Raw genomic sequence first — 20819 nt, forward strand, 5'->3', positions numbered from 1 at the left:
GCCTCACGGGGCTGCAAGCACCAAATCAAGCAGCCCCGCAAACTCTTTGCTGTCCAAAGCATCAAACCGAAGACATAGCGCCCTGATTTTCTCAGCGCGCGCACGGCCCAAAACGGGGTCAGCAAACATATGGAATTTGTCGCGCATCTCGTCTTCACTCAAAGGCGCGTCCACATCGCCCCTCGCCGAGCGCGGCTCCGCCTCATACCGTGCGCCGTCTTTGGTAATAATCGTCACAGCCGCCCAGCGCTTCTCCACCGAACGCGCCGTCATCTCCGCATCGTCAATAAGTTCTGTCGCTTCACTCACGCGGATGATGTCTTGGTCTGCAAGAACAGCCGCGTCCATCTCACGCGCGCCAAACCCGCCACGCACAATCATCGTCGCAACAGGAAAGGCAATCGAATATGCGAGCTCGTCAATGCTCGCGGGCCTATGTCCCGCCAGCCGCGTGGCATAGTGAAACGTGCGAATTTCAACCCGCTCCACATCGGCGTGGTGCAGCCCGTTTTCCTCCATCAAAGCCTGCGCCGCATCCATTGAAGGGTGCGCCCAGCGGCAACACGGAAACTTCTTGTAATGCGTGTCCGCGAGTGTCATCCACTCAGAGCCTAAGCCAGCCCAAAATGCTGCCGCCTCCTCACTTTCACAAGTCAGCGCAGGTGCGCCCGTGAAGCCGTCCATCGCTAAATATCCAGCCGTCACACCACTGGGCGCGCCCCAGCCCACACCGTCGCGCAGCATGGTTGGAAAGTCGATACAGCGCATCATCTGGCTTCTTGGCCCGTGATATTCACCGATCCCAGCCGCGTGCCGCACACGTTCGTCATCAAGCCCAAGCATCCGTGCCACAGCCACAGCCACGCCCACGGCGGTCCAACTTCCCGAGGTGTGATAATCAGGGCAAGTGGCGTGCTGTGCCTTGCCCGCGCGCGTGCTCACCTCATATCCAATCGCCAGCCAGAGCAGAAAGTCTGCCCCTGTCACGGCACGCCCCTCAGCCCGCATAGCATCAGCAACCGCCAGCAAAGCAGGGAAAACCGCGCTGCCCACATGGCCCTTGTTCGGCGTCGTCCCGTCATGCGCATCGACACTATCAACGGTAAATCCACCAGCCATAGCCGCGCCCACCGGGCTCACAACTCGCCCATCCATCAGCATGCGTGCAGCACCCGCACTGCCAGCGCCAAAGAGACGAACAGTGCTCTTGCGGGCCGCCTCAGCCATATCAGTTGTCGCACCAATCGCGGCCACACCCATCGTGTCGGCAAAGCTCACCCTGAGCAAAGCGCGCATCGCCTCGGGCACATCTTCATATGTCAGCCCCGTGGCAAACTCATGCATCGCTTTTGTCATGAAAAACTCCCCCGCCTTTCAGCGAGAGAGTGACAGAGCTAGCACGTTTGAGAAGCCCTAAAATGTGGCGTCAGTCACCAAGCTTGGCATGAACCTCATCAAGATCAATCTCGCCAATCGGCATCTTGTTGGACGGGTCGTTGAAATCATACTTAAACAGCTCAAAGTCGCGTTTGAAAATCTCGTAGACCAGATGCATCGACATATCGTCAAAATAGTCTTCAACATTGTGCAGCCGCTTCGGCCCATGGCCTTCACTCTCGTTGAAGCGCGGGATTTTCTTAAGACTGACCTTATGAGGCGTCTCTATGGCGTCGAGTACTTTTTGCATCCCGTCGTTGAACTGTTCGGTCCAAAAAATGTTGTCATAACGCCCGCCATTGGCCACAAATGTGCCCACATGTCCCGACATCGCACTCCAGTGAATGTCCGGGTCCATCGGGCGCCGCCATCTGATGGTATCCCGTGCAAAGAGCAAAAAGCGCCGGAAGCTCTTAATCTGGTCAAACTCTTCCTTACCATCGTCGCCACCCACTTCGATCCCGTATTTCTGGATCAGAAGGGGCACAAGGTTGCCCCGATAGCGGCGGCCATTGCGCTGAATCCCACAAATTTTGTCAAAAAAGCTAGAAAGAATGCGCGTGTAAGGGTTTCGCACACAAGTAAACGCATATGAATTATGAGTTTTCACATTGGCGTTGATCAGCCCCTGGCTTTCTTCGCGCGCCCATTTGTGCAAACCGTCTGTTGCATCATGGATATCACCATCAAAAAACGCGCCGTGGTCAGAATAATACATGATCTGGCCGATGGTCGAGCACGCACACTTTGGTACCACGCGGTACACTACGCTCTCACTTTCGGTCATCCACGTTCCGGGAAAGCCCATATTTCGCCTCCTAAAGCTGCGTTGCGCAGCGGTACTCGTTATTTTTAATCGCAAAAAAGCAAATATTTCGTGTTTATTCAACTGCACTTCATCTTTATCAAGTAAACAGTGTGTCTAACTAGGGGTAAATGTTTCGAAAATGGCAAAAATAGCTTTCATCCTTCTTTGCCATAAAGACCCAGAGGCCATCATCAAGCAGGCCGAGCGCCTCACGGCTGTGGGCGACTATATGTCGATCCACTTTGATGCGCGCGCCAACCCAGACCATTTCGAAATGATAAAATCCGCGCTTGAGGGCAATCCAAACGTAGCCTTCGCCAAAAAGCGGATCAAATGCGGTTGGGGCGAATGGTCCTTGGTCCAAGCCACGCTCTACGCCGTCGAAGCCGCTGTTGACGCTTTCCCACGCGCCACGCATTTCTAAATGCTCTCTGGCGATTGCATGGCCATCAAATCTGCCGAATACGCCCATGAGTTCCTTGATCGTGCCGATGTCGACTATGTCGAGAGCTTTGACTATTTTGACAGTGACTGGATCAAAACTGGCATGAAAGAAGAGCGGCTCATCTATCGCCACTTCTTCAACGAGCGGACCCAAAAGCGCCGCTTTTACGCCGCCTTCAATTTTCAGCGCAAACTCGGCCTCACCCGCAAAATCCCAGAAGATCTCCAGATCCAAATCGGCAGCCAGTGGTGGTGTCTGCGCCGCCGTACTGTCGAATGGATCCTTGATTTCACAAAAAAGCGCCGCGACGTCATGCGCTTTTTCAAGACCACGTGGATTCCCGACGAGACATTTTTCCAGACGCTGGTCCGCCACCTCGTCCCCGAAGACGAAATCCAGACCCGCACGCTCACCTTCCTTATGTTCACCGACTATGGCCTGCCAGTCACGTTTTACAACGATCACTACGATCTTCTGCTCAGTCAGGACTATATCTTCGCCCGCAAGATCAGCCCCGAGGCCAAAGAGCTCAAGCGCCGCCTCGGCCTGCTTTACGCAACCCGCGGATGGGATTTCAAAATCTCGAATGAAGGCGCATCTCTCTTCAAGTTCCTGACAGGACGGGGCCGTATTGGCCGCCGCTTCGGTCTGCGCTTTTGGGAGAACGAAGGCTCCCTTGGCCGCGAGCGCGAAATGCTGATCGTCGTCTGCAAAAAATGGCACGTCGCCAAACGGCTTGTGGAGCGTATCCGAAAGATGACCAATGTGCCTTGCATCGAGTATCTCTTCAACGAAGAAGGAACGGCCCTTCCAGACCTTGGCGGCATCCAGTCCACAATGGGCAAGCGTCACCGCCACCGCCGCGCGCTGGTGCGTATGTTGTTTGACTACTACGAAACCGACCAGCTTGTCGTTTGCATTGATCCGAGCAATCTCGACCTCTTGCAAGACTTCTGCGCCGACCGCTCCAAAACGCGCCTTCTCGAAATCGAGTGCCGCTTCTCTGACGAATACCTAACAGGTCACGCAAAGCGCGTTGGCCTTGCTGGCGAGAAAACCCCTAAGGAAACGCTAGAGCGCCTGCTTCCCACAATCCGAGCAGATATGGTTCACGAAAGCGACGAGCTGCGCGACGCCAATTTCGATGGTCACTTCCGTATCCGCGAAACCGAGAGCATCGAGGCCAATGCCGCAGCCCTCGCCCAATTCCTCGCGGCCACGCCCGAGAAAGCTTATGAAATTGCCAATATTGACTATCTCTTTGCCGATTGATCAGGCCGCGCGCTCGCCTTATAGTATCGCCAACATCACGCGCGGTAAGGACAAAGCAACATGACAACCCAAGCACCAGAAACCAAGCTCGTTGACAGCTACCGCGTGGCCTGTGACGGCGGCGAAGGCGGCCACCCCCGCGTATGGCTCCAAATTCCGGGTGAGCACGGCTGGGTCGAATGCCCCTATTGCGACTGCCGCTATGTCCACAAAGACTTTGAAGGCAAAGTCTAAACAACAACACATTCCGCAAGAAACGGGTCGCCCACGGGCGGCCTTTTTGTTTGTGCGTTCCAAAGAGAGGCGCGCATGATCAATTTTTGCAGATTGCCCCTAGCCGAAGACTTCGCCCTTTAAGCGCAGCCCGCTTCGTGGCAAACCTATGGGGCATCCAAGGGGAGACACGCGCATGACATTCGGCAAAGGCTGCCACCTTCATCTGATCGACGGCTCCGCCTTCATCTTCCGCGCCTATCACGCGCTACCCCCGCTCACGCGCAAGTCCGATGGCCTGCCCATCGGCGCGGTCGCGGGCTTTTGCAACATGCTCCACCGCTATGTTGAGGGCAACACAGGCCCAGATGCGCCCACACATGTCGCCGTGATCTTTGACAAAGGCTCCCATACCTTCCGCAACGATATGTATGACCTCTACAAAGCCAACCGCGAGGCCATGCCCGAAGACTTGCGCCCGCAAATGCCGCTCACCCGCCGCGCAACCGAAGCGTTCAACATCGCCTGCAAAGAGCTAGAGGGCTATGAAGCGGACGACATGATTGCCACGCTGTCTGTACAAGCCCGCGAAGCTGGCGGCCGTGTGACCATTATCTCCTCTGACAAAGATCTGATGCAGCTGGTCGGCGGCGGCGTCGAAATGCTAGACGCAATGAAAAACCGCCGCATCGACCGCGAGGGCGTGCATGAGAAGTTTGGGGTTTATCCCGAGCGCGTTGTCGATGTTCAGGCTCTCGCAGGCGATTCTGTTGATAACGTTCCCGGCGCGCCCGGCATCGGTATCAAGACCGCCGCGCTCCTGATAAATGAATACGGAACCCTCGAAGAGCTCCTCGACCGCGCTGGCGAAATCAAACAGCCCAAACGCCGCGAAACCCTGATCGAGCACCGCGCCCAGATTGAGCTTTCCAAACGCCTCGTGCAGCTTGATTGCGAAACACCGCTCGACTTTGGCCTTGATGATCTTGAAGTCAAAGACCCTAACTCAGACACGCTCCTGAGCTTTCTCGCCGAAATGGAGTTTCGCACGCTGTCCAAGCGCATCGCCGACCAGCTCGGCGCCGAAGCACCAGAGATCGTTGAGCCTGACGCGCCTAGCGCCCCCGCAGGCACACCCGAGGCGCCCGATTTTGGCGAAGCAACCTATGAGAAGGTCAGCACAGCAGAAGAACTGGAGCGCTGGATCGCCCTCGCCCGCGCGCGCGGCTACGTCGCCGTGGATACCGAAACCACAGGCTTAGACGAAATGCGCGCCGATCTTGTTGGGGTCTCTCTCTGCGTTGAGGCAGGTCGCGCCTGCTATATTCCACTGGCCCACAAAGAGGGCGAAGAAGGTCAGCTCTTTGGCTCTGACGAATTGACAGAAGGCCAAATTGGGCTGGAACAGTGCCTATCCCTGATCAAGCCATTGCTCGAAGATCCGTCCGTAATGAAAATCGGGCAGAACATGAAATACGACGCCAAGATGCTCAAGCGCTACGGCATCGATATCGCACCGATTGATGACACCATGCTCATGTCCTACGCCCTGCACGCAGGCGAACACAATCACGGCATGGACGCTCTCTCAGAGCGCTACTTGGGCCACAACCCCATCCCCATCAAATCACTCCTCGGCGGCGGCAAATCCGCGATCACATTTGACCGTGTCGGGATCGACGACGCCGTGAAATACGCATCCGAAGACGCTGACATCACGCTGCGCCTCTGGCAAATCTTCAAGCCACAGCTTCATGCGCAGAAAGTCACGTCTGTCTACGAACGTCTCGAGCGCCCGCTTGTGCCTGTGCTGGCGCAAATGGAAATGCACGGCATCAAGGTCGACCGCGACACGCTCAGCCGCATGTCCAACGCCTTCGCACAGAAAATGGCGGGACTTGAGGCAGAGATTCACGAGCTCGCAGGGCGCAGCTTCAATGTCGGCAGCCCAAAGCAGCTTGGTGAAGTCCTGTTTGACGAAATGGGCATCGAAGGCGGCAAGAAGGGCAAGACAGGCGCCTACGCCACGGGCGCAGATATCCTAGAGGAGCTTGCAACAGAACACGAGCTTCCTGCACGCGTTCTCGATTGGCGCCAGCTCTCCAAGCTAAAAAGCACCTACACAGACGCGCTACAAGACCATATCAACCCCGAAACAGGCCGCGTCCACACCTCCTATCTGCAGACAGGAGCCACCACAGGCCGCCTCGCCTCCTCCGATCCAAACCTACAGAATATTCCCATTCGCAGCGAGGAAGGCCGCCGCATCCGCGAGGCCTTTGTGGCCGAAGAAGGCAAAACGCTCATCGCGCTCGACTATTCACAAATCGAGCTGCGCATCCTCGCGCATATCGCAGGAATCGACACTCTGAAGCAGGCCTTTAAAGACGGCCACGATATTCACGCGATGACCGCCTCGGAAATCTTTGATGTACCGCTTGAAGACATGACCCCCGATATCCGCCGACGCGCCAAAGCGATCAACTTCGGTGTGATCTATGGCATCTCGGGCTTCGGCCTCGCGCGCAACCTACGTATCCCGCGCGGCGAAGCGCAGGGCTTCATCGACCGTTACTTCGAACGCTTCCCAGGTATCCGCGCCTATATGGATGAAACGACCGAGTTTGCAAAAAGTCACGGTTATGTAGAGACGCTTTTTGGCCGCAAAATCCACACACCCGAGATTGCTGCCAAAGGCCCCCGCGCAGGCTTTGCCAAGCGTGCCGCCATCAACGCGCCCATTCAAGGCACAGCCGCCGACATCATCCGCCGCGCCATGATCCGTATGCCAGAGGCGATTGCTGGCTTGCCTGCGAAGATGCTTTTGCAGGTTCATGACGAACTATTGTTTGAAGTTGAAAATGAGGCCGTTGAGCAAACGATTGCAGTGGCCCGTGAGATTATGGAGGGCGCGGCAGAGCCTGCTGTGAAAATTGACGTGAAGCTGATTGTCGATGCTGGTCAGGGCGCGAACTGGGCCGAGGCGCATTAATCTGTTTCGAATTGTGCTTCGCACAATCCGACCAGCTGGGGGCTTTGCCCCCAGACTCCCAGGATAGTTTTAGAAAGAGGCAGGACTAGGCGCGCTTGGCTGCGTGCTGGCCCGCCCATCTTCCTGTGGCGAGGCACGCTGTGATCAGATAACCGCCTGTGGGCGCTTCCCAGTCAAGCATTTCTCCTGCGGCAAAGACATTGGGCTGGGATTTGAGCATAAGGCCCGCATCCAGCACATCAAAGCGCAGGCCACCTGCAGTCGAGATGGCTTCATCAATCGGCCGTGGGCCCGCGTGAATGAGCGGTAAATTTTTTAGCGTTCTAGCAACAGAAACGTCTCTGTCTTTGCCAAACTCGAAGAAAAGAGCGCGCTTCACCGGATCAAGCTTGAGGCGTTTGAGAACATTCGGCAGGCTCTGTTTGCCTGCTTTGGCAAGCCGCGCCTCGACTTCGGCCAAAGATACATCTGGCATCAGGTCAAGCCATAGCGCTGCGCCTTCGCGCATGGCTTTGGAAAGTACATATATGCCACCGCCCTCCAAGCCGCGCTTTGAGACAACAAACTCGCCACGGTGTTTTATGCCGCCTGCCCGCAACTCTACCTGCTTCACAGGAGCTCCGAACAGAGGCGCCATATGTGCTGACCAGTTCACAGCAAAGCCCATGTTGGCTGGCTGAAACGGCGCAACAAGATCGGGCATGTCTTGTGCCCACGCGCCATCAGAGCCAAGCCGCGCCCAGCTCGCGCCGCCCATCGCCAAAACAGTCACATCAGGCGTAAGACTGACGCGCCCCTCTGGTGTTTCAAACTTGGCTTCACCGATCCAGCGCCAGCGCGTCTTGAGCTCAACGCCTAGCGCATCGAGCCGCCTAAGCCATGCGCGCAAAAGGGGTGAGGCCTTCATCGCCTTGGGAAAAACCCGTCCCGATGAGCCAGTGAAGACGTCTTGCTCAAGTGCCTCCGCCCAACGCTTCACATCCTCTGGTCCAAAGGCCTCAAGCATTGGCCGAAGCGCCGGAGAGTCATAGGCCGCAACAAAATCCTCGAACGCCTCGTCTTTCGTCAGGTTCAGCCCAGACTTTCCCGCCATGAGAAACTTGCGCGCAGGTGAGGGCTTGGCCTCCGCCACAACAACTTTCAGACCCGCCAGCGCAAGCTCTTCGGCCGCCATCAGCCCCGCAGGCCCCGCTCCTATCACCAAGGCTGTTTTCATGATGCACGCTTGTCATGAAGTTCCACAACGCGGTGGGGATAAGGGATTGTGATGTTGTTGTCTTTCAGCGCTTTCCAAATGAGGAAGAGCACATCTGAGGTAAATTTGTTCTCGCCGTCATCCAGCCCATTGACCCAAAACTCAACCGCGAAATCAACGCCAGAGTCGCCAAAGCCGCGCAACTCGCAGTCAGGCGGATAGGGCAACGCAAGTACTTTCGGATGCTTGGCCACTGCCGCTTCAACAATCGCAGGCACAAGATTGATATCGGTGTCATAGCTCACAGAGAAAGGCGCCTCATATCGGTTGGCGCTGCCCGCATCCGAGTAATTGACCACCCGAGTGGTGATAAAATCTTCGTTGGGTACAACAATCCACCGGCCATCAAACGTCTCTAATATGGCCGCACGCGCCGTCATCTTGACAATCTTGCCCGCCTCTCCGCCGTCAAGTTCGACAAAGTCGCCCACAGTGGCTTGGCCTTCCAACAGAAGGATCACACCCGAGATAAAATTTGATGCGATCTTCTGAAGCCCAAAGCCAAGCCCCACGCCAATCGCGCCACCAATCACAGCAAGCGAAGTAAGTGAGATGCCCATGATGTTCATCAGCAGCAGGAAGGCGACACCAAAAATCATCAGCTCCGCTGTTTTCGCCGCTAAAGTGCGCGTCGCTGCAGGCATTTCTTTTTGCTTTTCGATAAAAGCGTTGGACTGATCATTTGACCAGCGCCCAAACCAAAACAGAAGCGAGCCAGCAATCAGACCCCGCACAACCGACATGAGCGAGAAGCTGATGTTGCCAAGGCTGATCACTGTTGCGCTCAACTTGGCACTCACGACATCAAGCAGCCCGACGGCATAAATCGCCATGACGGGGATCAAAACATAGCGCCCCAACAACTTCAGGAAGGGATCGCGCAGAGCCTCATTCACAAATGTGCGCGCTGCAAGAAACAGAAACACCCGCTTGCCAAAGGCAATCACAGCACCCGAGTCAAAGAGTGAGCGGACCACGCTTTCGCCAACCGCTGTAAAAACATAGGCCAGAAGTGGCAGGATCAGTGGCACAAAAACCAGAAGCCAGCGCCGTCCGCTGGCCAGCATGTTTTGCTGCGCCGCATCGGGCGTCAGTAGCTGCGAAATCTTAGGACGCAGCCGCTTTGTCACGATCACAGCCAGCACATAGGCCAAAATCAACAGACCAAACTGAGACCAAGCCGCTGGGCTCAAGAGCCAGCTCTGCGCTAAAACCCAGCCTTGCTCCGCATAAGTTAACGCGGTTTTGATGATCTCCGGCTGCCCGTCCATCTCTACATCCCTTACCAACTGGGTTACGACTTCGTCTAATGCCCCGTTCGGCCCCACTTTACAACTGAGCAACTCACTATGGATGACATCGCCCCGATCTGTCCGCTCTGCCTCCGCCCGATTCCTGCGGGCGTGCCACAGAGCCGGCATCACCTTATCCCGCGTCTACGTGGTGGCAAAGGCGGCGAAACGGTGCTGCTTCACCAGATTTGCCACAATGAAATCCATGTCAGCTTGAGCGAAACAGAACTCGCACGCAGCTATAACACGCCAGAAGCCCTGCGTGCACATCCACGGCTGGAAAAGTTCATCCGCTGGGTCGCTAAGCGCCCGCCCGATTTCAAATCAAAGACTCCGGGCAAACGCCGCGCGCGCTAAATCATCGCCTTGATGCCTGAAATGATCTCAGGTTTGGCTGCCAGCACATGGTCAGAAATTTCGCGCGCCTGATCCATAAGCGCGTCTGGCGCAACAATGCGATCAATCAGCCCAAAGGCCAGCGCCTCCTCTGCCATGATTTTCTGTCCGCCCATCAAAACAAGCTTGGTCCGCGCAGGGCCAATCAGCGCGCTCATCCGTGCAGGGTCCGACGGCTGCGGCAAAAAGCCAAGCTTCATCACAGGGTAGAAAAACTTTGCGCTCGGCACAGCAAGCCTAATGTCACACGCCAGCGCCATGCCCATAGCACCGCCAGCCAGCGTGCCGTTGAGCGCGGCAATGCTAAGGCCTTCAAAAGCCGCGACAGCGCCAGACAGCCGCTCCCACAAAGGAGATGTTGCAAGTCCTGCGCGCGCCTCATCAAGGTCCGCCCCAGCTGAGAAAACTTTCCCCTCGCCAGTCAGCACAAGCACCCGTGCCTCACCCGCGCCCTCGATGATCTCACAGAGTTCTTCAAGCATAGCTGCTGTCAGAGAATTTGCCTTTTCAGGGCGGTTTAGAGACACAATCCAAAACGTATCGTCTTTTGTAAGCGTAATCATATCAAGCCCACCGTTTTGCGAAGCCCCTCGTCGCGCAAGGCCAATTCCTGCCCAAGAAACGGGTCCGCTGCGGCGCTGCACATCCAGAGCAGTGTGCGCGCGGGCCATTCCGCAGGAATATGGTCTTCCCAGTTCATTTCACTCACGGGGTTTACGCCGCTCGCCTTGATCTCGCGTTGCATCTGCGTCGCCACGGTTCCGGGCGAAAGGCCCATCACGCGCAGCCCTTTCGCTGCGCCTTCCACATGGGCCGCTTTGGTCATCATCGCCGCACCCGCCTTGGAGGCGCAATAGTGGCTCCAGCCTTCGAGCGCATTATGCGCGGCACCAGAGCTGATGGTGATAATTGTGCCACGACCTTGCTTCAGCATATGAGGCATCGCCGCGCGCATCCCATGATAAACCCCCTTGAGGTTGATATCGATTGCGTCGCCCCAAGCCTCTGGGTCACTCTCCGCCAGCATCGCCACAGGCTCAATCACGCCCGCGTTGCCGATCAGGATATCAAGGCTGCCAAACCGCCCAATGGCGTGCTCCACAGCGTCGCGCATATCGCCATATTTAGAGACATCACACGCGATGGACATGGCGTTTTCGCCAATATCGAGCGCGATCTCGTCAATCACCGCCTCACTGCGCGCGGTCAAAACCACATTCGCCCCCTCACGCGCAAAAAGCCGCGCCGTGGCTTCGCCAATCCCGCGGCTCGCGCCCGTGATAAGCACAGTCTTGCCCGTTACATCACTCATGTCATCCTCCTGTTTTCAATTATTGGTAATCTGCTGATATGCTAAGGTCCAGCAGGATCACCTCTTGACCCCGCTCCATGCGCAACGACATTAAGACCAACACATTCCCCGAAAGGTTTTTCCATGTTTACCCGTTCCTTGCTTCTCGGAAGCACCGCTCTCGTCTTCACAGCCACATCCTCTCTCGCTGACCTAAATGCGCAAGATGTCTGGATGGATTGGAAAGACTACATTCAAGGGTTCGGCTATACTGTCCAAGGATCAGAAGCCACATCAGGCGATACGCTCACAATATCGGGCCTGAAGCTTTCTATGCCAATCCCTGAACAAAGCGGCAGCGTTGATCTTGGCATGGGCGAAATGTCTTTCTCAAACCTCTCGGACGGCACAGTCGAAATCAGCCTGCCCGACACGTTTCCTATCACCTTCGATGTGGTCTCAGGTGGCGAAACGGAGGTCGCGGGCACACTCAATTATGACACAACGGATCTGTCCATCATCGTCTCGGGCAGTCCCGACGACATGAACTACATTACCACAGCATCGACGCTTGATATGAGCCTTGCCGACCTTATGGTTGAAGGGAAGCCACTCGACATCGGCACAGTGGCCTTCAACATGACGGGCCTCGCAGGCGCTTCCAATATGAAGCTCGGCAATATCCGCAATATCATGCAGTCCTTTTCTGTCGATAAACTGAGCTACACGCTAGATATCAATAGCCCCGAAGAAGCTGACGGGCTTGAGGCTTTCAAAATGATCGGCGCGCTCAATGCCTTGTCTTTCAATGGCACAGGCGCATACCCGAGCGCTGGCGGTTTTGACGCGCAGGACGTCTCGGCCATGCTGAAAGCTGGCTTCGCGTTTGACGGCGGCTTTGCCTATGCTGACGGTAGCACCACTTTCGAAATCGCAGAAAGCGGCGGGCAAACAGTTGGCGTCTCGTCCTCCGAGACAGGCCTTCTCAAGGTAGCAATGAGCGAAGCAGGCCTGCACTACGGCGCCGAGGCTACAGGGCTCAAATCCAACATGACAGGCACCCAAGTCCCATTTCCCATTGAGTTGACCGCTGAAAAAAGCGCCCTCTCTCTGACCATACCCATCAGTGCATCGGAAAACGCACAGGACTTTGGCCTCACGGTCCAGCTCGCCAATTTCACCACTTCCGAAATGCTCTGGGCCATGGTTGACCCGACAGGCCAGCTCCCGCGCGATCCAGCCACGCTTCATCTGGACCTCTCTGGAAAAGCGACACTCTTGTTCGATATGATGGACCCTGAGAGCATAACAGGCGTTGAAACAGGAGCGCAAAATCCAGGCGAAGTGAACTCTATCGATATCAACGCACTTGAGCTCACCGCAGCAGGCGCATCACTGACTGGCAGAGGCGCGTTTCAGATAGACAACTCTGACACCCAGACATTTTCAGGCATGCCAAAGCCCGTGGGAGCGGTTGATCTGAAGCTCGTCGGCGGCAACGGCCTCATAGACAAGCTCGTCGCCATGGGCCTGCTCCCCGAAGACCAAGCCATGGGCGCACGCATGATGATGGGCCTCTTTACCATCCCAAGTGGGACACCCGATACCCTGACCTCAAAGATCGAGGTGAATGATCAAGGCCACGTCCTCGCAAACGGCCAGCGCCTGCGCTGACGCACGCTAAAATTGATCCTAACAAGGCTCGCCCCTGTATAGCTTGCAAGAGCAACTGATAGGGGCAAGCAAATGCCTGACAAACCCGTCCTCATTATGGGCAGTGCCCCAAATGTTACCGCCTGCGCCGCTTGGCCAAGCTCGCGCTTTTCAGCCATCGTAGCGATCAACAATGCATGGCAAGTCCGCCCCGATTGGACTCACCATATCGCCCCTGACGATTTTCCTGATGAGCGCGCGCCCAAAGCGCTTGAAGCAGGCCAGATGCGGGTGACGTCCTCCACATATGTACCTGCCAACAACCGCTACGGCGGCATCCTCTATGCGGGCGGAACAATGGCCTTCACGGCGGGCTATTGGGCCCTTGCCGCTCTGAAGCCATCGGCCATGGTCTTTGTCGGCTGTGATATGATCTACCCACAAGACAAGCGCACACACTTCTACGGCACGGGCACGGCCGATCCACTGCGGGATGATATTTCACTGCGCAATCTTGAGGCAAAATCAGCCCGCCTCATGCTCCACGCCGCCGCCCAAGGCTGCGCCTGCCTGCGCGCCGACACGCTCGAAAGCCGCCTGCTTTTTCCAACTGCAACACCCGCCGCCCTCGAAGAAACGGCCTCTCTGCCAGATGCCAAAGCTTTCAACTCCGTGAAAGCCCAAGAAAAAGAACTCGCCTATCATGTTGCTTCAGGCCGCTACTGGGAAAGTGAAACAGCTTTCTCCCCCGCAAAGCTCGATGCCATCGATGATCTCTGGCTCGCCGCCCTCGCAGCCTGAGAAACGCAGTCGTGACTTGAACGCACCCTGCTTATGGCCCACAACAGTCTCATGAAAAACACGCTTGAAGCTCTCGCCCAATCCGCTCTCGCCGCCGCGCTCAAAGCTGGCGCAGACAGCGCCGATGTGATCACCCTAGAGGGCCGCTCTGTCTCTCTCGATATTCGCCAAGGCAAGCTGGAACAAGCCGAGCGCGCCGAAGGCACAGACCTTGGCCTGCGCGTCATGGTCGGACAACGTCAGGCGATGGTCTCCTCTTCTGACACACGGCCCGAGGCGATCGCCCAAGTCGCCGAGCGCGCCGTCGCCATGGCGCATGAAGCGCCCGAAGATCCCTACATCGGCCTTGCCCCGCGCGAAGAGCTGGCCACATCATGGGACATCTCCGCATTCGAACTTTATGACAACACACCCGAGCCAAGCCCCGAAACGCTCCAAGAAGACGCGCGTCGCGCCGAAGCGGCCGCCCTCGCCAACCCAGGTGTTTCTCAGGTTCAATCTGCCAGCGCGAGCTATTCCCAAACCACAGTCCAGCTCGCCACAAGCACGGGCTTCTCTGGTGGCTACCAACGCTCTTCTCGCTCGCTCTCTTGCGTGGCAATCGCTGGCACAGGTCTTGGCATGGAGCGCGATTATGATGGCGACGGCCGCATCTTTCAGGCTGATCTGCGCTCCGCTGATGAGATCGGAGCACTCGCTGCCGCCCGTGCCGTCGAGCGGCTCAATCCCAAAAAGCCCAAGACAGGCAGCTACCCGATCCTCTTTGACGAGCGCATCTCAAGCACGCTCGTGGGCCACCTGCTCGCCGCCGTCAACGGCGCTATGGTTGCGCGCGGCTCCTCGTGGCTGCGGGACGCTCTGGGCGAAGAAGTCCTCCCCAAACATCTTTCAATCGTAGAAGACCCGCACCGCCCCCGCACCTCTGCGTCGCGCCCGTTTGATGCCGAAGGTCTGCCCACAGCGCCTCGCCACATCGTCCGCAACGGCGTGCTTGAGGGCTGGACACTTGACCTCGCCAACGCGCGTAAGCTCGGGATGAAAAGCACAGCCAATGCCGCACGAGGCACAGGCAGCGCGCCCTCGCCAAGCGTCTGGAACATTGCTCTCACCCAAGGCACGCAAACACACGCCGAGCTTCTGCGCGACATGGGCAAAGGCTTCCTCGTAACCTCGCTGATCGGCTCCACAATCAACCCGAACACAGGCGACTATTCCCGGGGCGCATCGGGCTTCTGGGTCGAAAACGGCGAAATCACCCATGCCGTCAACGAAGTCACCATCGCAGGTAATCTGCGCGATATGCTGCGCACCATCGTCCCCGCCAATGATGCCCGCACACATCTCTCGCGCGTTGTGCCCTCCCTGCTCCTCGAAGGCCTGACTCTTGCAGGATCCTGACCTAGAGCTGCTCATAAAAGCCGCGCAAAGCTCAGGCGAAATCGCCACAGGCTTTGCCATGGACCGCCTCAAAAAGTGGGACAAAGACGAAGGCGCAGGCCCCGTCACAGAAGCAGACCTCGCCGTCAACGCCTACCTAGAAGATACACTCCAGGCCGCACGCCCAGACTATGGCTGGCTGTCTGAAGAAACCGAGGACTCAGAGGCGCGCCTCAAAAAATCGCGCGCTTTCGTAATTGATCCCATAGACGGAACCCGCAGCTTCATTGAGGGCTCTACAACATGGGCGCATTCCATCGCCGTGGTGGAAGACGGCCGGCCCGTCGCCGCCGTGGTCTATTTGCCCTTGCGTCAAAAACTCTATTCTGCCGCCCTTGGCCAAGGCGCAACGCTCAATGGTAAACCCATCATGGCGTCTCGGCGCAGCAAACTTGAAGGGTCCGAGCTTCTGGCCGCCCGCCCCGCCTTTGAGCCACATCACTGGAAAAGCGGCCCCCCCGATCTCAAGCGCGCTTACCGCCCATCACTGGCCTACCGCCTCGCACTGGTTGCTGAAGGCCGCTATGATGGGATGCTCACCCTGCGCCGCTCTTGGGAATGGGATATCGCAGCTGGCGCCCTCCTCATCACAGAAGCTGGCGCTCAAGTCACCGACCGAAAAGGCGCAGACCTGCGCTTTAATAAAAGTGATCCCGCTTCAAACGGAGTTGTCGCCTCAAGCGCAAATATTCACGCCGAGTTGATCAAGGCTCTAGCCTGACCCGTCCTTCTTCTTTTCAAAAATATCCCGGGGAGTGCGAGGGGCTGGCCCCTCGCACTGGTCGGATTTTCGCACAGCGAAAATTCGAGCCTAAATACCCGCCTCGACAATTGCTTTCGCCAACAAAGGCACAGTCTCTTTGTTCAAACCGGCAATATTCATACGGCTGTCAGGGATCATATAAATGCCGTTCTTCTCACGCATGAGTTCAACCATATCTGGCCCTGTTCCAAGCAGAGAAAACATCCCGCGATGTTCACGCAAAAAGTTGAAACGGTCCGAGTTGGTGAGCCGTGCCAGTTCGCCCGCAAGCTGCTCGCGCAGACCGAGCATTCCAAGGCGTACCTCTTCCAGCTCACTCATCCACTCCGCTTTCAGCGCATCATCGTTCAGGATCATGCTGACAAGCCGCGCGCCGTGATCAGGCGGAAAGCTGTAGTTCTGACGGTTGAGAAAGGCGAGGTTCTCCTGCGTCAACGGCGTTTTGGCAGCGTCTTGAGAGACACACATCAAAAGCCCAGTGCGTTCGCGGTAGATCCCGAAATTCTTGGAGCAGCTTGCAGCAATCAAACACTCGGGCACGCTCGACGCAACAAGCCGTGTCGCCGCCGCATCTTCTTCCAGCCCGTCGCCAAAGCCTTGGTACGCAATATCCACCATCGGGATCGCGCCCTTGGCATTCATCACCTCAATAACGGCTCCGAACTGTTCCAAAGTCAGGTTTGCACCCGTCGGGTTGTGGCAGCAACCGTGCAACAGCACGATATCGCCTGCGCGCAGCCCGTCCAAATCCGCCATCATACCGCCAAAGTCCACAGAGCGTGTCTCTGCGTCAAAGTAGCGATACTGCACACATTCCAGCCCGACATAGTCCAGAATACTGATGTGGTTCGGCCATGTCGGATTGCTCACAAAGACTCGCGCCTCAGGTGTCGCCATCTTGATCATTTCAAACGCCTGCCGCACAGCTCCAGTGCCACCCGGTGTCGCTGCTGCACCAATATTTTCGCGCGCCACTGCATCGCCCAAGACCAGCTTGATCATCGCATCACTATACGCAGGATCACCCACCAGACCGACATAGGCCTTGGTTTCTTGCTCCTCCCAGAGCTTATGCTCCGCCTGCTTGATCGCACGCATCACAGGCGTAACGCCGAGCGCGTTTTTGTAAACACCAACACCAAGATCAATCTTGTTGGGCCGTGGATCAGCCCTAAATTTGGCCATCACTTGCATGATCTTATCAACAGGTTGGTTTTTTAGGTTCGAAAACATCAGGCTTCTCCCGTTTTCACTGGCAGCGTTCCAAACGCGCCCCACTCGGCCCATGAGCCATCATATACTGCGTGGTCTGTCTTGCCGATCCGCTCGAGCGCGAGTGAGAGGATCGCCGCTGTGATCCCCGATCCGCAAGAGGTGATCACAGGCTTGCTGAGGTCGACGCCTGCCGCTTCAAAAACACTGCGCAGCTCGTCTGGTGACTTCAAAGTTTTCTGCTCTGTCAAAAGCTCGCCAAACGGAACGTTCTTTGAATTCGGAATATGCCCGCCGCGTAGCCCCGCGCGTGGCTCTGGCTCTGTCCCCGCAAAGCGTCCGCGCGAGCGCGCGTCAACGATCTCGTAATCGCCAAGTTTGCTCGCCGAAGAGACCTGCGTCACATCTTTCACCAGATGATTTTGAACGCGCACTGTCATATGCCTGTCGCGCACCATCGGCGGAAGGTCTTCGGTATTGCGGCCTTCAGCCACCCACTTGGGCAAGCCACCATCCAGCACAGCGACATTCTCCTGCCCCATAAGCTTAAAAAGCCACCAAACCCGCGGCGCCGAACTCACGCCCACTTGGTCATAAACAACAACCTGATGCCCGTCGCCGACACCCATGGCACGCATCCGGCTCATAAACTTCTCAACCGGAGGAACCATATGCGGCAGCTCGCTACGATGATCGCTGATTTCATCAATATCAAAGAACCGTGCACCTGGAATATGCGCCGCATTATAGCCCGCCACAGCATCAAGCTCGACATGTGGCAAAACCCAGGTTGCATCCAGAATCCTTAGATCAGGATTTTTCAAATGTGCGGCCAGCCACTCTGTGCTCACCAACGTCTTGGGATCATCTTGCGCCATCTTCACCCTCATCTTTCATCTCCCAAATCTCTAGCGCGCAAGGTCAAAAGGAGCAAGGCCGAGCACAGTTTCCTGTACCCGGCCCTCGTTTTGTTTCTCTGAAAAGAGACTTATTTGTTCATCATGTTGCGCACGACACCAACAATCGCCAGCACAGCGCCACCACCAACGCCGCCTCCAGCAACTTGGCCAATGATCGCGCCAATATCGAGGCCTGCCGCTTCGCCAGCAACACCCGCCATGTCAGGCGCGCCCAACATACCAAGGATGGAGCCGCCAAGCCCGCCGCCCACAACGCCCGCCAGCGAGTTGATCAGCGTACCTTGGTTGAGGTTTTTCAAAACGCCGCCGGCGACGTTGCCGCCCACAGCACCTGAAATCAAACCGATAATAAGTTCCATACGAAAGTCCTTCCCTACCCTTTAAAATCCAAGCAATTCACTCTGCTTTGGTGGGGGCAGACTAGCGCAAAGACTGAAAATGTCAGAATGGGAAATACCACATCGCTTTCCCATGTTAGGGCAGCTCAGTCGCCGTGGCGCAAGAGGCGTTGTTTCTGGCGGCCCCAATCGCGCTTGGCGTCAGAGGCGCGCTTGTCATGGTTTTTCTTACCCTTGGCGATCCCGATCTTGAGCTTCACCATGCCCCGATGATTGAAATACATCACCAGCGGAACAAGCGTCATACCCTTGCGGTTGGTCGCGCTCCAGAGGTTGGCAAGCTCCTTACGGCTGACCAGAAGCTTACGGCGGCGGCGTTCTTCGTGCTTGAACTGTCGTGCCTGTTTGTAGGGCGCAATATAGCCGTTCACGAGCCAGAGTTCGCCGTCTTCCACAGTCGCGTAGCTTTCGGCAATATTCGAGCCCCCCTCGCGGAGCGACTTCACTTCCGATCCCTCAAGCATGATCCCGCATTCGAGATCATCCTCGATCGCGTAATCATAGCGCGCGCGCCGATTCTCGGCGATCACCTTGTAGTTCGGATCAGATTTTCCATTGCCTTGTGCCATGATCGCCAGATAATCACCTGCGCCGCAAAAGTCGAGAGCGCTTGATGCTCGCTCACAGGATGCGCCTTTACAACGCGCTTGTCCTGCCGATGTCTGAACGCTTTGTTAAAAAAATATTTTAAAGGTTAACGCCGCCAAAATTCCATTTTGCCGGTGCACGGGTTGTGCACGCAGTGTGCACGGGTTTCACCCCCCCAAATCAAGAATTAACCTGACCGTCCGCTGCGTTCATATCTACGATTTCTGCATCGTCGATTTCGGCAACCGCCTCATCCGATTTATCCTCAATCGCACCCACAATCAGCGGCAGCATCGCAGCACTCGAAAGAGCCTGCACTTCGCTCTGTGGCGGGCGCTTCCAAGACAGCGTATCAAGTGCCCCGCAATTATCACAAGTCGGCGTCCACTCTGCATGAATATGCTGACAGTTATCACAGACCCACTGAGGCCCGCGCGGTGCGCTCAAAGCTCTGGCAAGCCAGCCTTTGACCACAGTGTCAGACGCTCCCTCACCCCGCTCGACAGCCGCCATGATGGTCAGCGCACGAGCGTCAGCCTGTGTCTCCACAAGATCGCCCAGAGCGCGCCGCGCATCAGGGAAGTTTTCAGCCGCAATGTTCAGCTCGGCGAGCAGCATTTTTGTCTCAGGATCGTTCGGATTGGTCTTTGTCAAAGCACGGAAGCGCTTGATACGTTTGTCTGGTGTTTCGTCAGGAACAATTCCAGCAAATGCGCCCGCAAGGTCAGGGTGTGGACGTGCGGCCCAAGCCTTAGAAATAACGCGCGCCGCGTATTTTGGCTTGCCCTGCTCAATATAACTTTTCGCAGCCATAACAGCCGCAGGAATTAAGTCTGGCGAAAGCTTATTGGCCTCAATCGCGCGCTCTTGCCCGTCAATGCCACTGTCCTCAGACAGCACGCCTTTCGCCTCACTCAACGCCAATACAGCATCACGGCGCTTATGGACATCACGCGGCAAAGAGCCGTGCTTGAGCTTAGCTTTCAGTGTTTCGCGCGCACCCTTCCAATCAGCCCCTTGAGCCTGAAGTCTAAGGAGCACATCCTGTGTTTCTTCATGTGCGGGCTTAAGGGCAAACGCAGTCTTCGCCAGCGCAAGCGCTTTGTCTGTGTCGCCCGCAGCAAGGCGTTGTTTCATGATACCACGAACGCCAACAAACCGAGTACGATCCTCCGTGAGAAGCCGCTTATAAGCCTCCTCGGCCTTGCCTTTGTCTCCCGCCATTTCCGCAGCTTGCGCTGTCAAAAGATCAGTAAGATCAGGTCGGTCGAGATACTTGTTTGCCCTCGCTGCCTTGGCCATCGCCAGACGCCCTTCACCAGAGGCAAGCGCCAACATTCCATCCGCCAAAGCCTGAAAGCCCTTGCGCTCTCGGTTGCGATCAAAATACCGCGAAATTGCAGTTTCATCCCCATTGAGAAAACGGAATGTCGCCAGCAAAAGGCCCATCAGCTTGAGGAAAAGCCAAACCGCAATGACAAGCAAAACCAAGGCGATCACAGCTTGCAATGGCGTCAGGCTATATTCCTGCCCCGCTATAGCAATGCGGATACCACCCTCCAAGGCAAGCAATTCAAGTGCGCCAAAACTGGCCCCCGCAATAAGGGCAAAAAACAGAAAAATCTTTATCAATGACCAAAGCATGT

18 protein-coding genes and 1 pseudogene are annotated in these 20819 nt (G+C 56.5%); 8 read left to right on the forward strand and 11 right to left on the reverse strand.

The window, feature by feature from the left end; translation table 11 throughout:
- Positions 1–3 precede the first annotated feature (3 nt).
- Positions 4–1356, reverse strand: a complete 1353-nt coding sequence (locus DSM117340_RS14565) for an MmgE/PrpD family protein (RefSeq protein ID WP_089893322.1) — start codon at positions 1354–1356, stop codon at positions 4–6.
- Between the two features lie 70 nt (positions 1357–1426).
- Positions 1427–2245, reverse strand: coding sequence for a sulfotransferase family protein (locus DSM117340_RS14570; protein ID WP_089893325.1), 819 nt, complete (start codon positions 2243–2245; stop codon positions 1427–1429).
- A gap of 139 nt (positions 2246–2384) precedes the next feature.
- On the opposite strand from DSM117340_RS14570, the pseudogene DSM117340_RS14575 reads away from it, so the two are divergent.
- From DSM117340_RS14575 to polA, 3 genes and pseudogenes are all read left to right on the forward strand, one after another.
- Positions 2385–3962: pseudogene (locus tag DSM117340_RS14575) on the forward strand (DUF5928 domain-containing protein).
- A gap of 60 nt (positions 3963–4022) precedes the next feature.
- The gene (locus tag DSM117340_RS14580; protein WP_271437282.1) at positions 4023–4196 is read left to right on the forward strand and encodes a zinc-finger domain-containing protein; all 174 of its coding nucleotides are present in this window, start codon (positions 4023–4025) and stop codon (positions 4194–4196) included.
- Positions 4197–4371: 175 nt separating this feature from the next.
- Positions 4372–7167: a DNA polymerase I gene (polA, locus tag DSM117340_RS14585; protein WP_271437283.1), complete on the forward strand. Its 2796-nt coding sequence runs from the start codon at positions 4372–4374 to the stop codon at positions 7165–7167.
- A gap of 85 nt (positions 7168–7252) precedes the next feature.
- Here the strand turns inward: polA and DSM117340_RS14590 are convergent, their stop codons facing one another.
- Together DSM117340_RS14590 and DSM117340_RS14595 are read right to left on the reverse strand one after the other, a co-directional pair.
- The gene (locus DSM117340_RS14590; RefSeq protein WP_271437284.1) at positions 7253–8383 is read right to left on the reverse strand and encodes a TIGR03862 family flavoprotein; all 1131 of its coding nucleotides are present in this window, start codon (positions 8381–8383) and stop codon (positions 7253–7255) included.
- Complete coding sequence (locus tag DSM117340_RS14595) at positions 8380–9693, reverse strand: mechanosensitive ion channel domain-containing protein (RefSeq protein WP_271437285.1); 1314 nt, start codon at positions 9691–9693, stop codon at positions 8380–8382. Before DSM117340_RS14595 ends, DSM117340_RS14590 begins: the two co-directional genes overlap by 4 nt.
- Before the next feature lie 78 nt (positions 9694–9771).
- Here DSM117340_RS14595 and DSM117340_RS14600 point away from each other — a divergent pair, with 78 nt between their 5' ends.
- On the forward strand, positions 9772–10071 hold the full coding sequence (locus tag DSM117340_RS14600; RefSeq protein ID WP_089893346.1) for an HNH endonuclease: 300 nt from the start codon (positions 9772–9774) through the stop codon (positions 10069–10071).
- Here DSM117340_RS14600 and DSM117340_RS14605 read toward each other — a convergent pair.
- Positions 10068–10673, reverse strand: a complete 606-nt coding sequence (locus DSM117340_RS14605; protein ID WP_271437286.1) for an enoyl-CoA hydratase/isomerase family protein — start codon at positions 10671–10673, stop codon at positions 10068–10070. The two genes, DSM117340_RS14600 and DSM117340_RS14605, sit on opposite strands and share 4 nt — an antisense overlap.
- Positions 10670–11422, reverse strand: coding sequence for an SDR family oxidoreductase (locus DSM117340_RS14610; protein WP_271437287.1), 753 nt, complete (start codon positions 11420–11422; stop codon positions 10670–10672). Before DSM117340_RS14610 ends, DSM117340_RS14605 begins: the two co-directional genes overlap by 4 nt.
- A gap of 123 nt (positions 11423–11545) precedes the next feature.
- On the opposite strand from DSM117340_RS14610, the gene DSM117340_RS14615 reads away from it, so the two are divergent.
- The 4 genes from DSM117340_RS14615 to DSM117340_RS14630 all read left to right on the forward strand — a co-directional run bounded on the left by DSM117340_RS14615 (position 11546) and on the right by DSM117340_RS14630 (position 16013).
- On the forward strand, positions 11546–13075 hold the full coding sequence (locus DSM117340_RS14615) for a DUF2125 domain-containing protein (RefSeq protein WP_271437288.1): 1530 nt from the start codon (positions 11546–11548) through the stop codon (positions 13073–13075).
- Positions 13076–13147: 72 nt separating this feature from the next.
- Positions 13148–13855: a hypothetical protein gene (locus DSM117340_RS14620; protein ID WP_273498185.1), complete on the forward strand. Its 708-nt coding sequence runs from the start codon at positions 13148–13150 to the stop codon at positions 13853–13855.
- Between the two features lie 51 nt (positions 13856–13906).
- Entirely contained in the window at positions 13907–15253 is a 1347-nt protein-coding gene (locus tag DSM117340_RS14625) for a TldD/PmbA family protein (RefSeq protein WP_271437290.1), read from the forward strand.
- Positions 15240–16013, forward strand: a complete 774-nt coding sequence (locus tag DSM117340_RS14630) for a 3'(2'),5'-bisphosphate nucleotidase CysQ (RefSeq protein ID WP_271437291.1) — start codon at positions 15240–15242, stop codon at positions 16011–16013. Before DSM117340_RS14625 ends, DSM117340_RS14630 begins: the two co-directional genes overlap by 14 nt.
- Positions 16014–16103: 90 nt before the next feature.
- Here DSM117340_RS14630 and DSM117340_RS14635 read toward each other — a convergent pair whose 3' ends face one another.
- The 5 genes from DSM117340_RS14635 to DSM117340_RS14655 all read right to left on the reverse strand — a co-directional run bounded on the left by DSM117340_RS14635 (position 16104) and on the right by DSM117340_RS14655 (position 20817).
- The gene (locus DSM117340_RS14635) at positions 16104–17288 is read right to left on the reverse strand and encodes an amino acid aminotransferase (RefSeq protein ID WP_271437292.1); all 1185 of its coding nucleotides are present in this window, start codon (positions 17286–17288) and stop codon (positions 16104–16106) included.
- Positions 17288–18157 carry a 3-mercaptopyruvate sulfurtransferase gene (sseA, locus tag DSM117340_RS14640; RefSeq protein WP_245724458.1) on the reverse strand — a complete coding sequence of 290 codons (870 nt, stop codon included), beginning with the start codon at positions 18155–18157 and terminating at the stop codon, positions 17288–17290. The genes DSM117340_RS14635 and sseA overlap by 1 nt, the downstream gene beginning before the upstream one ends.
- 98 nt (positions 18158–18255) lie before the next feature.
- A complete protein-coding gene (locus tag DSM117340_RS14645) occupies positions 18256–18546 on the reverse strand; it encodes a hypothetical protein (protein ID WP_089893370.1) in 291 nt (96 codons plus the stop codon).
- 125 nt (positions 18547–18671) lie between these two features.
- Positions 18672–19154, reverse strand: a complete 483-nt coding sequence (gene smpB / locus DSM117340_RS14650; RefSeq protein ID WP_089893373.1) for an SsrA-binding protein SmpB — start codon at positions 19152–19154, stop codon at positions 18672–18674.
- Positions 19155–19353: 199 nt separating this feature from the next.
- Complete coding sequence (locus DSM117340_RS14655; RefSeq protein WP_284260902.1) at positions 19354–20817, reverse strand: heme biosynthesis HemY N-terminal domain-containing protein; 1464 nt, start codon at positions 20815–20817, stop codon at positions 19354–19356.
- Positions 20818–20819: the final 2 nt, after the last annotated feature.

It is taken from the genome of Lentibacter algarum, assembly GCF_040580765.1.
In the GTDB taxonomy this organism is placed as follows: domain Bacteria; phylum Pseudomonadota; class Alphaproteobacteria; order Rhodobacterales; family Rhodobacteraceae; genus Lentibacter; species Lentibacter algarum.